This is a genomic window from Mycoplasma sp. 21DD0573 (assembly GCF_034863425.1).
Classification (GTDB): Bacteria; Bacillota_I; Bacilli_A; order Mycoplasmatales; family Metamycoplasmataceae; genus Mycoplasmopsis.
The window spans coordinates 41,631-55,523 of sequence record NZ_JAYFEZ010000005.1; the positions used below are offsets into that span (position 1 = coordinate 41,631).

Annotated in this window: 16 protein-coding genes and 1 tRNA gene; 5 read left to right on the top strand and 12 right to left on the bottom strand. The window is 26.3% G+C overall.

The window, feature by feature from the left end:
• Positions 1-19: 19 nt before the first annotated feature.
• The 4 genes from VBM86_RS01020 to recU all read left to right on the top strand — a co-directional run bounded on the left by VBM86_RS01020 (position 20) and on the right by recU (position 2,569).
• Positions 20-110, top strand: a tRNA-Ser gene (locus VBM86_RS01020).
• An 86-nt stretch (positions 111-196) separates the two neighbouring features.
• Positions 197-706 (top strand): MAG0490 family ComEA-like DNA-binding protein, encoded by a 510-nt coding sequence (locus tag VBM86_RS01025; RefSeq protein WP_323189566.1) that lies wholly within the window; start codon positions 197-199, stop codon positions 704-706.
• A 242-nt stretch (positions 707-948) separates the two neighbouring features.
• Positions 949-2,085, top strand: a complete 1,137-nt coding sequence (locus VBM86_RS01030; RefSeq protein ID WP_323189567.1) for a ComEC/Rec2 family competence protein — start codon at positions 949-951, stop codon at positions 2,083-2,085.
• On the top strand, positions 2,075-2,569 hold the full coding sequence (gene recU, locus VBM86_RS01035) for a Holliday junction resolvase RecU (RefSeq protein ID WP_323189568.1): 495 nt from the start codon (positions 2,075-2,077) through the stop codon (positions 2,567-2,569). Before VBM86_RS01030 ends, recU begins: the two co-directional genes overlap by 11 nt.
• Here recU and VBM86_RS01040 read toward each other — a convergent pair.
• The 7 genes from VBM86_RS01040 to VBM86_RS01070 form a co-directional block, all read right to left on the bottom strand.
• Complete coding sequence (locus tag VBM86_RS01040; RefSeq protein WP_257089537.1) at positions 2,566-2,862, bottom strand: HU family DNA-binding protein; 297 nt, start codon at positions 2,860-2,862, stop codon at positions 2,566-2,568. The two genes, recU and VBM86_RS01040, sit on opposite strands and share 4 nt — an antisense overlap.
• An 84-nt stretch (positions 2,863-2,946) precedes the next feature.
• Complete coding sequence (locus tag VBM86_RS01045) at positions 2,947-3,780, bottom strand: GNAT family N-acetyltransferase (protein ID WP_323189569.1); 834 nt, start codon at positions 3,778-3,780, stop codon at positions 2,947-2,949.
• 46 nt (positions 3,781-3,826) lie between these two features.
• Positions 3,827-4,756: a YhjD/YihY/BrkB family envelope integrity protein gene (locus tag VBM86_RS01050; RefSeq protein ID WP_323189570.1), complete on the bottom strand. Its 930-nt coding sequence runs from the start codon at positions 4,754-4,756 to the stop codon at positions 3,827-3,829.
• Positions 4,757-4,895: 139 nt separating this feature from the next.
• Positions 4,896-6,326, bottom strand: coding sequence for an Asp-tRNA(Asn)/Glu-tRNA(Gln) amidotransferase subunit GatB (gatB, locus tag VBM86_RS01055; RefSeq protein ID WP_323189571.1), 1,431 nt, complete (start codon positions 6,324-6,326; stop codon positions 4,896-4,898).
• Positions 6,319-7,647, bottom strand: a complete 1,329-nt coding sequence (locus tag VBM86_RS01060; protein WP_323189572.1) for an amidase family protein — start codon at positions 7,645-7,647, stop codon at positions 6,319-6,321. Before VBM86_RS01060 ends, gatB begins: the two co-directional genes overlap by 8 nt.
• The gene (locus VBM86_RS01065; RefSeq protein ID WP_323177593.1) at positions 7,647-7,949 is read right to left on the bottom strand and encodes a glutamyl-tRNA amidotransferase; all 303 of its coding nucleotides are present in this window, start codon (positions 7,947-7,949) and stop codon (positions 7,647-7,649) included. The genes VBM86_RS01060 and VBM86_RS01065 overlap by 1 nt, the downstream gene beginning before the upstream one ends.
• Before the next feature lie 2 nt (positions 7,950-7,951).
• Entirely contained in the window at positions 7,952-8,830 is an 879-nt protein-coding gene (locus tag VBM86_RS01070) for an RluA family pseudouridine synthase (RefSeq protein ID WP_323189573.1), read from the bottom strand.
• Between the two features lie 269 nt (positions 8,831-9,099).
• On the opposite strand from VBM86_RS01070, the gene VBM86_RS01075 reads away from it, so the two are divergent.
• A complete protein-coding gene (locus VBM86_RS01075; RefSeq protein WP_323176485.1) occupies positions 9,100-9,405 on the top strand; it encodes a hypothetical protein in 306 nt (101 codons plus the stop codon).
• Between the two features lie 118 nt (positions 9,406-9,523).
• On the opposite strand, the gene scpB is transcribed toward VBM86_RS01075, so the two are convergent.
• The 5 genes from scpB to VBM86_RS01100 are packed head-to-tail and all read right to left on the bottom strand — an operon-like array spanning position 9,524 to position 13,784.
• Positions 9,524-10,096: an SMC-Scp complex subunit ScpB gene (gene scpB, locus VBM86_RS01080; protein WP_323176486.1), complete on the bottom strand. Its 573-nt coding sequence runs from the start codon at positions 10,094-10,096 to the stop codon at positions 9,524-9,526.
• Entirely contained in the window at positions 10,086-10,856 is a 771-nt protein-coding gene (locus VBM86_RS01085) for a segregation/condensation protein A (RefSeq protein ID WP_323176487.1), read from the bottom strand. The genes scpB and VBM86_RS01085 overlap by 11 nt, the downstream gene beginning before the upstream one ends.
• Positions 10,846-11,619, bottom strand: a complete 774-nt coding sequence (locus VBM86_RS01090) for a lysophospholipid acyltransferase family protein (protein WP_323176488.1) — start codon at positions 11,617-11,619, stop codon at positions 10,846-10,848. The genes VBM86_RS01085 and VBM86_RS01090 overlap by 11 nt, the downstream gene beginning before the upstream one ends.
• The gene (locus VBM86_RS01095; protein ID WP_323176489.1) at positions 11,606-11,932 is read right to left on the bottom strand and encodes a 4'-phosphopantetheinyl transferase superfamily protein; all 327 of its coding nucleotides are present in this window, start codon (positions 11,930-11,932) and stop codon (positions 11,606-11,608) included. The genes VBM86_RS01090 and VBM86_RS01095 overlap by 14 nt, the downstream gene beginning before the upstream one ends.
• Before the next feature lie 55 nt (positions 11,933-11,987).
• Positions 11,988-13,784, bottom strand: a complete 1,797-nt coding sequence (locus VBM86_RS01100; RefSeq protein ID WP_323176490.1) for a hypothetical protein — start codon at positions 13,782-13,784, stop codon at positions 11,988-11,990.
• Between the last annotated feature and the right edge of the window lie 109 nt (positions 13,785-13,893).

The window sequence follows — 13,893 nt, forward strand, 5'->3', positions numbered from 1 at the left end:
TATAATTTTTTTAATTATTGGGGTAGTACTCAAGAGGCTGAAGAGGCGGTCCTGCTAAGACTGTAGTGGTGGCAACACCAGCGGAGGTTCGAATCCTCTCTGCCCCGCCAATTGTTAACAAACCACTCTTTGAGTGTTTTTTTATGCACTTTTTTACTACTTTGTACATTTTTGAAGAAATTTACTAAATATATGTATGAAAAAGATTAGTTGATTCAATATATTATTAGTAATTATTTGTTTAAGTTCAGGTGTTTTCATAAGTGTTGTTAAATTTAAAGAAATGAAACAAACAAAGAAAATAGATGACGAACTAAATAAGCAAAATAAAATTTACAAATATACAGTAGCTGGTAATGTATTATTTCCTGCTACATTTGAATCAGACAAGCCTTTAACATACAGAGATGTTTTTAATAAAGTAAAGCTTAAAACAAGTTCAGATATAAGTAATTACAACCTAGATGATTTAGCAACTACATCTAGTGTCATTAATGTTGGTTTAAGAAAATACAAAATAAAATGGGAAGAAATCAAAGATGTTGAGACTTTAAAATGATTAGGTCTAAACTCAAGAGTTGCAAAGTTAATTTATAAACATCGCGAAAAGAATGAAAGTTTACACTCATGACGAGAATTGCTAGATATAAAAGGAATTTCTACTCGTACTATAGAATACTTGCAAACGGTTATAGAATTAACTTAAGATGGTTTAATTTCTTTTTAATTTTATCTGTATTTTGTTTATTGCTAGTCACTTCAGATTTAATTTTATTGGTATATTTAATTCCACTCTTTATTTTTTCCATTATTTTAAAAAGAAATGACTTCGTAATTTTGTTAGCAATATTATTAACATTTTTGATATTTTTTAATCTTAAACATATTATTATAAATGCATGATTCTACAGTAATAAAGGTGTCTCCGAAACTTACACAGTGATTGATATGTCCAATAAAGCTCTTTATGTTGAGGATAAATTTATGAACAAATTCATACTCAACAGGTCTGAATTAAAATCTGCTAAAGACCAAATAACTATCTATTCAAAAATATTTATTTGAGGAACATTGAAGGAACTTAAAGTAAAATCAAATTACTTGCTAGCTAATGAAATTGATTTTTTAATTAAACCTAACAAAGTTATTGTTGTTAATAATTGGTTCAATTTAAGACATATGTTTTATAACCATTTTCTAAACAAAAATAAAGCATATTCTGATTTTATTTTCCCATTGATTTTTGGTATAAACACATCTACAAATAACGAAACATTAACTACCTTAAAAGAAATGGGGGTAGTTCATTTAATGATTGTTAGCGGCCTACATCTAGGTACTATTTACGTATTCGTTAGAATGATATTTTCAAAGTTTGATAAATATGGAATTTTACAAGTTCTTATACTTACTATTTATTTTCTATTTTGCAAGAAATCAGTGTCAATCATAAGAACTTATTTATTCATACTTGTCATTCATTTTTGAAAAATATTTAAAAAAGATCAAGAATTGAATGTCGGTTGCCCATTATTCGTAATAGCATTTTTATTCTTATCCTTTAGACCTTATAGTGTTATGAATTTAGGTTATTGACTATCATATATTTTGACTATTGTTATGTTAAATGTAGATTTGGATAAATTTTGAAAACCTAAAAAATGAAAACAAAAAACAGTAAACTTTTTTGTAGGTTATTTCGTGCCCTGATTCATTTCTATATCCATAATTAGTGCATATATAAGAGAAATTAGTTTAATATCTTATGTTTACTCAATTATTTTGACACCAATATTTCAGTTTTTAATTATTTTCTTTACCTTAACTTTACCAATAACTTTTATAGCAGTTCCATTTGCTGAGTTAGCACAATCTTTCATCCAGCTATTATCAAAAGCAAATGTTACATATAAGTTTTATTATCAATTTTGATACTACATAATTTATCCTTTTATATACATTTATATTTCCAGATTAATGTTCTTAAAAATGAAAAGATTAGAGAAAGTTAGATCATCTGACTTTATAAAACATAGGATAGCTGAACTTGAATTAAGAATGAAGAAATTAGAATATGCAAATTAGTTCAAATAATAAAAATAGAGGGATGTTTTTAGAAAAAATAATCAACAACACCATAGCTTATTTATGACAAGAGAACATTGCATTCATCGAGAAAAAGAGCACTCCTCTTGATATAAAAAATATTCAATCAAAGACCAAAAATAATGTCTTGGGTTCATTTAGAATTAAGAAATCAACAGTGGATTACGTAGGTATGTATAATGGTAAATTTATTTGTTTTGAAGCCAAGAGTACAAATAATAATTCACTCACTAAAAAATTATTTAAGAAACATCAAATCGAATATTTAAACCTTATACATAGCAATAAAGGCATTTCTTTTGCTATTGTGTACTTTTCATTATATGATGAGTTCTATAAAATAACTGTTCCAGAATTATTACAATATTTTAAAAATAAAAGTAGTGTCAAATATGAAGAAATAAAAAGAAATTCTAAAAAGTTATTTTTAGAATTTCCTGGATATTTAACATTTTTAAATTAAGCTTTAAAATCTATTAATTCACGTAAGTATTTTGAAGGTGTATATTTAACAACACGTCTTTGTGGAACCACAATAAAATCAGCATCATTTTCTGATTTTTTGAATTTGTTTACCATTTTTCTTTGTGGTTTAACTGTTGTTGAAAAAATTCCTAAATGTGATAATCTAACTTTATCTTCCATGATTAATTGTTCTTTAAGAACGAAAACCATAGCATCGAAAACTCTTTCAACATCTCTTGGTGTCATTTCAGCACGATCTGCAACTTCTAAAATGTATTCTTTTTTAGTCATTTCAATGTCTCCTTTTAAAAGCTTGTAATAACAATATTATAATACAAAAAAACTTTTTTCCACAATTTTTAGGGATAAAAGTAATTATTTTTGTTTGATTGTAGGTTTAACTTTTGTTAAAGCGATCTTATCATAATCTTTGAAGCCAAGTCCATAATACATAGCACCTGCAATTTTGTTACTGAAAAACAAAACAGGTGTTTTTTCTATGTATAGTATCCTTTCGCAAATGTTCATTACACAATCCTTTGCATATCCTTTCTTTCTTGCTTCAGGAATTGTGAAAACACCTCCGATCATAACTGCATCTTTTGATTGACAGTTAATTGATGCATGTGATAAAACTTTCTCATTTTCATCTTTTAGCACATATCCTCAATATGCACCTTTTTCAAATGATCTTTTTAAGTGTTTAATATCAAGCGTATGTGATGATAGCCCTGCAAATTCAGGAATTAATTTTCTACTTTCAATGATATTTTCAAGATCTGAAATTTTAATCATTGTTGATTTTAAATTAGTTGGTTTCTTAAAATCTTTTTTATTCAAAGTTAAAACATATTGATAAGTAGGGACAATATTATTTCCAATAATTATTGATAATGCATTATTTAATTCGTTATAAAGTTCTTTTTGATAGACAAAGTTCTTGATATTATATTTTTTAACAATATTCTCTAAATCTTCGTATTTACCTCTTAATTTTCTTCCGAAAATTAACAATGTATCATGGAATCTATAAAAAATTAAAACAGGTCTTTCATTTACATAGTCAATGTAACTATCAATATTTTCGCCTTCTAGACCAAATGTTTCGATATCTGCAATTAACATCATATTAAGGTATTTGTCTTGTGCATAAAGGAATTCTAAAATTCTATCCTTATAGTCATTAGTTAGCTTTAACATTTTTCTCATATTTTAATTATACTCTTTTGTAATAAAAATAACCAGTGTATACTGGTTAAATAAATCAATTTCTCTTTGTGATTGTTCTCTCACTGATATAGTTTTTATAGTATGCATTATTGAAAGCAATACCTAAGAACATAAAGTAAACAACTCAGTTTATAAAGAATGCAATCGTAAGGAAGAACCCTACAGGACCACCATATTTGTCATAGTTAATGTGTTGATTAATTGTTTTAAATAATAATACTAATAAAACAATTGGAGTGGTTGATAAGATAGCTCCTTTATAAACAGATTTAATGGTTAACTTAAATGATGGAATAAGTTTGAATAAGCCGACTAACATTACAAACACAAAGACAAATGAAATTAATATATAAACAAACGTATTTAATCAAATCGTTCCGTTATATTTTTCTGTTATTTTTTTTTCAATGATGATGTCAATTGTTGAAAAAACTCAGAATAATATTGATACAAATAAAACTAAGAATAATCCTTTTATTTTATTACCTCAATATGAACCAATTTTATTATGTTTGTAAATGTAGTTATTTGCTGAAATTAACTTTCCATATCCTGTGCTTGATATATATAGTGATGATAAAAATAGGAAAATGTTAGGTAGCAATGCTTGCAAATTGAATGCAGATGTACCTTGATCTTTCATTTGAATGCTTTGTAAGTAGTTTTGCGACCCAGGGATGAATCTTGACATAATAATTGTTATGAAGTTATCTTGGAAATTGCTTCCAACTAGATTGTTATAGCCTGGAATAAAACCGAAAAATATGTTTAACAAGAAAACCACATATATTACAGGGACAAATGATATTAATAAGTAAAATGCAGTAGACAATCAAATAAAGTTATATTCACTACTTGTGAATTTACTATATACATTATCCACAACTTTTAAACGTTTTCTATGATCTGATTCATTTCTAACTCAAATCAGTATGCTTGCGAAAAATCTAATCAAGCATTTCTTGATTATAAACTCATAAATCTTTGAAAAAAATGTAAATCTTTCAGGAAAAATTAAGTTTTGATGAAAGGTTTTTTTAGTTTTTTTAGTTACATTTTTAAGTTTTATTAACTTATTATAATCAGTGTTTGTATTAGTTTTTTTGTTTAATAAACTCATTGATTTTTTCTAAAACAATATCATTTGACAACTGTGGATTAACTTGTCCATTAGTTTCTTTCATTAATGCACCAAGTATAAATTTAATGACTCTTTCAGGTCTAGTTTCATATTCATCTAACATTGAAATATTATTTTTAATAATTGCGTCTATATAACTTGCAATAATATTTTTATCTGTTATTTGTTTTAATTTGTGCGCATCTAATAAGTCGTTTATGTCACCTTTATAACTTGGTAATAGTGTTATAAGTTTTTTAAGCGACTTACTTGAAATAATTTCTTGGTTTAATAATTGTAAACTCTGAACTAAATATTCAGGTTTAATATCAAGATCAATAACGTGTTTATTTTGTGCATTTGCTAATGAAACTACTTCTGAGAAGAAAATTTTTGATAAAGCTTCCTTATTATCATAATCAATAGAGTCAAAGTAATTAGCTAATGGTATATCATCAATTAAACTGTTAATGTAAATATCTGCAATATTTGCATCTTTATATCTTTTTACTTTTTGGTTTGGAAGCTCATTTAATTTAACATTATCAATAAATGCTTGAGATAACTTAATGATCGGAATGTTTGGATCTGCAAAATATTTGTAATCAACAGAACCTGTTTTTGTTCTCATAACCACGTTTGTGTTAGTTTGATCATCAAAACGTTTTGTTTGTTGTAATATTTCTTCACCTTTAAGAAGTTTTTCTTTTTGAATTTTAATTTCATTATCAATTGCTTTTTTAATGTTAGAAATTGAGTTCATATTTTTTATTTCAACTTTTGTACCAAATTTATCTACACCATAAGGTTTAAGAGAAATATTAATATCGGCTCTTAATGTTCCTTGTTCTAACTTACCTTCAGAAATATCTAAAAATTGCACAATTTTTCTAATCATGTCAACATATAATGCAGCTTCCTCACCACTTCTAATCACTGGGTAAGTAACAATTTCAATTAAAGGGATTCCAGCTCTATTATAATCCAATTTTGTAACTAAATCGTCGTGGTGTTGTCTTGCAGTATCCTCTTCAAGGTGAATTCTTTCAATACCGATTTGTTTTAATCCTTCTGAAGTTTGAATTTCTACATAACCATTGCTTCCGATTGGTCTAAAAAACTGCGTAATTTGATAACCTTTTGGTAAATCTGGATAAAAGTAGTTTTTTCTATCAAAATGTAATTCATCATCAATTTCCATATTAAGAGCTTTTGCAAGTTTGATTCCATATTCAACTGCTATTTTATTAACTTGAGGCAATGTTCCTGGGTAAGCTAAGTCAATTTGGTGTGCTTTTGTATTAGGTTCTGCATTAAAGTCAATTCCGGCTGGTGAAAACATTTTTGTTTTAGTTTTTAATTCAACGTGAATTTCAATTCCTATAATAGTTTCAAAATTATTCATTTAAATCTCCTATAAGTTCTTCAAAGTATTCTGCATAACCTAATAATTTTTCATCTGAATATAATTTTGTTTCAAGAGCTAAGTTATATGGCATATTTTCATATTCACCTAATGGAATTGTTATTGATGGGTGACCTGATAAATTTGCACCAGTTAAAATAAAGTCCATAACACCATTTTTTGATTTATCTTCAAATAATGGAGCAATACCTACGTAAGCTGGAAAGATTAAAACATCGCCTTGTGTTTTCAAGTCCTCAAAGTATTTAGCAATAACTCTTCTAGCTTTTTGAGCTTTAATAAAAATTTCTTCTTGATTTTCTGAATATAAAAAGTAACTTCCTAAACTTAATCTCTCTTGAACCATTTTTCCAAATTTTTGACTTCTTGTATTAAACATAACTTCTTCTCAAGAGTTTCCATCAACCTTTGAACCAAAAGCTATTCCATTTAAGTTAGCTAAATTTGAACTAGCTTCAGAGAAAGAAATGATTTTATAAACAATAGAAATTGTGTTTAAAATATCAAAATTTGGTTGCACTAATTTGACTTCTATACCTTGCTCTCTTAATTTTTCGAGTAACTGATTAAATCTTGCATCCACATAATCTTTTGTTAATGAACTAAAATCAAGAGCAACTACTGATTTTGGTTTTGTTTTAATTGCATTGTTTATTTGAACATCAACTGAAGTCATATCTTTGTCATCTTTACCAAAAACAGCTTGTGCAATAATGATTGCATCATTTACATTATGAGTAAAGTAAGCGACTGTATCTAATGATGAAGCATAAGCGAACATTCCATATCTACTAATTGCGCCATATGATGGTTTAAATCCTACTAAACCATTGAATGAAGCAGGTAATCTAACACTATCTCCAGTATCTGAACCTAAGGCAATGCCTATATTTTTTGTCATTGTTGCAGCTGAACCTGAAGAAGAACCACCGACATAACGTTTAGTATCTTTAGGGTTAACTATAAAACCATAAGCACTATGAGTTCCTGTACCTCCTAAAGCTAATTCATCATTATTAACCTTAGCAACCGGAATTGCGCCATTTTGTAAAAGTCTTTCAACAACAGTAGCATTGTAATAAGGTTTGAAGTTTTCTAAAATCTTACTTGAAGCTCTAGTGATTTTATCTTCTGTGGCAAAAACATCTTTGATAGTTAAAACAACACCATTGAGTAGATTGCTTGAAATTAAAACTTGTTCTGATTTTTCATATAAGCAGCTAACTGCATTATTGTTATCATTTTGAAGTTCATTGTATGCAGCTTCAAAATTACCTTTATTTAAAAATTCTCTACTCATTATTTAACCACCTTTGTAAGTAAAATAAAGTCACTATCTTTTTCTTTTGCATTATTTAAAATGTTTCCTTTTGAAACTGAATAACTCATATCTTCAATGTCCTCACGTAGGAGTTCTAAAATAGGTTGCTCATTAATTCTTTCCATTGGTTTTACATTTAATAAATCAAGTTTGTCAAGAAGTTTAATTCCATCTTGAATATCTTTTCAAATTAACAAAATTTGTTCTTGAACTTCTTTAGTAGGTTCAAACATTAATGATTTAACTATTTGGTTTAATTTTTCAATATCTAATTTTTCCATAATTAACCTTTCTTTCAATTAGGTAAGCAATATAACTCTAAATCATTTAAATAACTTAAATTATTCTTCATATTTTTATATTTAACATAATATGAATGTAACATTAATCTAGTTTCTTTTTTACCACCATACTTTTTGTCACCGTAAATAGGAAAACCTAAATTTGATAAAGTCACACGAATTTGGTGCTTTCTACCTGTTTTAATTTGTGCAATTTTTCGATTTTTTTCTGAATAAAATAAAGTTGTCGCTTGCTTAGCATCTCTTATATTACTTTTTGCAACTTTCATTTTTTTATTTGGTTCATCTTTGTAAATTCAATTGTTAACTACAAAAGGTTTATGTTCAGAAAAGTTATCTAACTTAATATCACTGATGAAAATATATTTTTTAATGATGAATTCACTATTATCATTCAATTGTCTAGCGGCCTCATAAGTTTTAGCATAAGTGATGATCCCACTTGTTTGTTTATCCAAACGACCAACGTGCGTTGGTTTAAAACTATCAGTAGGCACATAGTTTAAATATGATAAAACTTGTTCATCTAATGAATCATCTTCATCGTGAACTGAAATTCCAGTTGCTTTATTTAAAACTAAAATATTTTGATCTTCATATAAAACTTTCAAATTAACTGGAGTTGATTTTTTAACTTCATATTCTTGTTGCAAATCAGATTCACTCAAACCATAAATAGTGATAGCATCATTCTCATTTACAATTTGACTTTTTTGAATTTTTCTTAATCCATTTATTTTAATTTCATTTTTCCTAAATAACTTTTCAACAAATCCTTTACTTAAATTAGGCAAATATTTTTGAATAAGTTTTAAAATTGTTCTTCCTGAATCATTTAATGTTGCTTTTATTTCTATCATTTCTACCTGCTTTATTAATGTAATTATATTTTTTTATTTTATTAAATAAAATAAAAAATGTAATATCAATACTTTTAGTTAAAACATATTTTTTACCACCTAATAAAGTATTGAACAACATACAAAATGGATATTAAAATTGCTAAAAATATAGTCTCCAAGACTTAAACGAAAGTTATATATTTTATCTAAATTAAATTTAATTTATATAAAGGGGACGAATTAAACTTAGAAAATTATTAATTTTATCAGGTGTTTTAGCACCTACTATGACTATCACAGGATTTGCTATATCATGTTCCTCAATAGAACCAGAAGATAAAATCACAGATGAAGAAAGAACACAATTTACTGCAGTATTACAATCAGCTTATTCTCAATTACCTGAGAATAGTGTCATAGACACATTACCTTCACGAATGGCAAGCAAAATTAGAGAAATCAAATCAATATGTGAGACTTGATTGAATAAGTTAAAATCTTCTCAAGCAATTTCTAGAAAAGAAATTGAGGAGTCTTCTAAGAAAATCTATCAAATAAGTTTACCAACCGCTTCAGCTTTAATTGCTTCATAAAAATATTTTAATATGAAACGGACAAAGCATACTCTTTGTTCGTTTTAGTCACTTTTATCAGAAAAATAAAAATTACTATCACTAAATTTGTGATAGTAATTTTGCATCTTGAATATAATTATTCTTCTCTTTGACTTCCGAATAAGTCAAAGTCTTGATTTTCATCTTCTACACCTTCTACATAGTTAAATTCAGTCATTTTAGGCAAGTCCCTCATACTTGTTAATTTGAAGTGATCATAGAATTTGTTTGTAACTCCATATAGAACAGGGTTACCTGGTGTAGGAGAAATCCCGACTTCTTCAATAACACCTTTCATTAAAAGTGTATTAACAACTTGATCAGATGCAACACCTCTAATTGATGCAATTTGACCTTTTGTAACTGGTTGTTTGTAAGCGATGATACCAGCGACTTCGATAGCAGCATTTGATAATCTTTGTTTTTTAACAACTGAAACCATTTTTGTAACATAATCTTTGAATGTTTCTCTAGTTGCTAATTTGTAAACATCATTGAAGTTAACTACTTTAAGCGCTCTTTCTAAGTCATTAAACTCTCTTAAGAAATCTTGCATTACTTTTTTAGCTTCAGCTAAAGTAGCTAGTGAGAAAATGTCTTTAACTTGTTCTAAGTTAAGTCCATCATCTCCTTGAATGTATAATAGTGCTTCTAAAATTTTATTTTTCATCGTAAAGTTCTCCTCTAATAATTGAGATTTCTTCAAATTCTTTTTCTTGAATTATTTTTAAATATTGTTCTTTAGCTAAAACTAATACAGCAAGCAATGTAACAACAAAGTGTCCCATACTTGGTTGTGAAAAGACCATTTGGAAAGTTAATTTTTCATGTTTTCTAAGTAACTCTTTAATCATTCCATATTGATCAGATGGTGATAGTTTAAATGTTTCTAATTTTGCTGTTCTAAGTTTTTGAGCATAAACTCTTTCAAACATTTTTCTTAAAACAGCAATTAATTTAACTGGGTTAGAATGACCGTCTAACCTAGTGTCATTGGTATCAACGATAAATTCATCAACATTTGATGGATCTTTGATGAAAATATCTTGTCTATCTAATTCATATGTTTTAAGAGCTTCTTTAATCGATTTAAATTGTTCATATTCAGCTAACTGTCTCAAAATTTGTCTTTTATCTTCTTCAATTTCTTCAGGGATTTCTTGTCCTGGTTCTTGTATTGCCATAGCTGCTTTGATTTTAAGTAATGTAGCAGCCATAACTAAATAATCAGCAGCTAAATCAATATCTTGCTCTTTTAATTGAGAAATAATTTCTAAATATCTATCTGCTATTTCTACTAAGTTAATTTCATTAATACTGATCTTTTTATCTTTAACTAATGCAAGTAATAAATCTAATGGTCCATCAAAATTAAACTTTTCAACTTTAAAGCTATATTCTGAATCGTAATTTGTGTAATTAGTTTTCATCTTTTTCCTTCAATAATTCTGACTCAATTAAGCCTTTAACTCTTTCTGCTAATTTTGATGTTTCTTGATTCATAAATGTAGATGGTTTTAATGCTGGTAAAAATTTAACAGTAACTTGCTGTCTTTGCTTTTTGTGCACACTATCAGAACCTAAAGAGTTTATTATTACAGTAGGAATAATTGCCATATAATCTTTTTGTGCAACTCTAAATGCACCAGCTTTAAACTCACCTAAACCTTCACTTTTCACTCTTGTTCCCTCAGGAAAAATTACACCATATGTTTTTTGAACTTTAACAAATGCACCGAAATCTCCTAATGCATTTAAACTGTTTTTAATACTCTTTCTGTCAATAAAAACAGTGTCTAAAAGTGACAAAGTATCCTTAACTATTTTTTTCTTTTGTAGCTCGCTCTTAGCTAAAAAAGTAGGCATCATAGCTTTAGCACCTTGTTCATATGATTGTTGCTCTGTAGCTTTCATTAAGATTAAAGAGTCAAAGTTTGACTTATGGTTAGCCACTAATAACACAGAACCATTTTGTGGAAGGTTTTCATATCCCTCAATTTTTACATCCACATTGTAAAGGTTTAACATTTTTTTAGAAAGTTTGAGTAAGAAAGCATATCTTTCGATTAATTTACTTGTTTCAGGTGATTTTCTATATTTTCTAGCTTTTCATTTAATTAAAAAGTATCTGAATAATCACACTGGTGAAAATAAAATCATCTTAAAAATTACATTTACATTATATTTTTTCATTTTTCTCCTTAGAAATAGCAACGGAAATAACTAAATTATCAACATATGTAATAGAAATACAGAAGTTTTTAAATTCTCAAATATTGTTTTTTTTAACTAAATCAATATTACGAAAATCGATGTAGCTATTATCAATTTTGTAAATAGATTCTTTAATAGCTCATGCTCTGGCGAGAAATTTAGCTTTCAAATTTTGATCAGTTATTTGATTATATTCTGCTAATTCTTGCGTTGATAAAACTCTATTTATAAAAGATGTTTTTTTATTAATAAATCTATTAATATTAGTTGCATCCACACCTATTTTGAACATGTTTTATATTATATAAAATTATTTGATAAAAGGAGTATAAAATAGACTTTTTTACCTATGTAATAGGTGTATTAGTATCATCACTGTCTTCTTTGATTAATGCTCATTTCAAGATTTTTGCAAACTGATCATATTTGTTTAAAAAGTTAAAGAATACATCATCTTCTTTCGAATTCTGAAGGTTATATTTAATTTCACTACTGAATTTGTTAGTTTCATTAAATATAATTAATTGTAAAATTTCCGATGTACTAAATTCATCACAAATACAATATGGATTTGAACGAATAAATAAGTTTATTATATATTTTAATATTTTAATTATTGAGATAGCTATTAAATTAGTAAATAGAAATCCATTCATATCTTCAAATGATTTCAGAAACTTTTTATAACTACTTATCAATATATTCATCATTTGACTATTTTCATAGTTATCTACATCATTTTTTAATATATCAATTAAATCTTTCTTTTTAGGTATTTTGAAATTTGTAAAAGCGAAATGTAATCCTAAATTCTTATTATCTCTACGAATTTTCTCTCATAATTTTGGAGCTTCATAACCATCTTTTATATTGATAATGTTCTTAATTTTTGAATATTTCATTTCTTTTTCACAATATTCATCTGGTTCAATATTATTTAAACTACTTACATCAAAATTGTCATCCCTATTTTCTACGAAATTTATCAATTTGTTGAAATAAATTAAATCCTGTTTATCTATATTGATTTTATCTTTAGAACTTTCTATGTATAAGTAATTTAGACGATTTAATGGTTTCTTAGAAATAATATTTACTTTATTACTATCTTTTCTACTAAAAACTCTAGATCAAACTGTATTTATTCTCTTTTTGTAATGGTCATTTAATTTTTCAGTAAATATATTTTTAGAATACATAATATATTTAGCGACTGACTTATTAAGCTCCTTACTTTTACTTGATAAGTTCTCAATGTCAAGAGGTCAATCATAAGGAATAACTGAAATACTTTTATCATCTCTTTTATATAACTGAATAGTATCTAAAATTAGTTTATCCTTATCTGCATAAGGAAGATGTTTGAATAAGAAAACATTAATAGGTATACCTACTCAATTTGTATGTGTTATTATAGTGTAATGTTCATCTGATGTTTTTATCATTTGATTTAAATTATTGAAAATAAATTTCTTATTTTTGAAATGCTTTTCCGTAATATTTGTAATATGTAAGTAAATGTATTTATTGAATTTGTGAATTCTGTCTCTTTTTGTGAAGTTATGAACAAATCTATTTAAATTTTGCAAAATAATTTCTTTATTTTGATTTACTTTCTCAAATAAAATGTCATTAATGAACTCATCATTAGTATTTGCAGGATTATATTTTGAAATTTTTTCATTCAGTAAATCAATATTTGATATTTTATTCGAAATGATATCTGTTATGACTTTGTAAAATAATTTATGATCTATATCTTTTGTTTTGAATAGTAATCTCATTTCTTTAAACAAGATATCAAATAAGTCAAAACCTATAAATCTATATGATAACTTATCATTATCTTTATTTATTAATTCTAATCTTTGCTTCACAAAATATAAAATAAATTTTACATCTTGAAAATAAATGAATTTCTTCAATTCTTTATTTACTCTTTCAATTTTATTCTCAAATTCAGATGATAATTCTTCATTCGTCAACTTCACTACAAGGGTATTTGATGCATTAATCACATTACCTATTTGCCTTCTGCGTAAATAAAGTTTGTTTAATTCTTTGTCTTTCTTTAACTGAAGATGTCATTGTTGGCGTCTTTTTACGTTTCTTTTAGAAATATTTGTTCTTTTGATTTTTGTCATATATTAAAATTATAATATTTTTTAATAAAATAAAAAAACACCATTAAAGGTGCTAAATATTCTTTGAAAACTGAATAGTTATTTTAATAATTCATTAAAATGTCTGAAT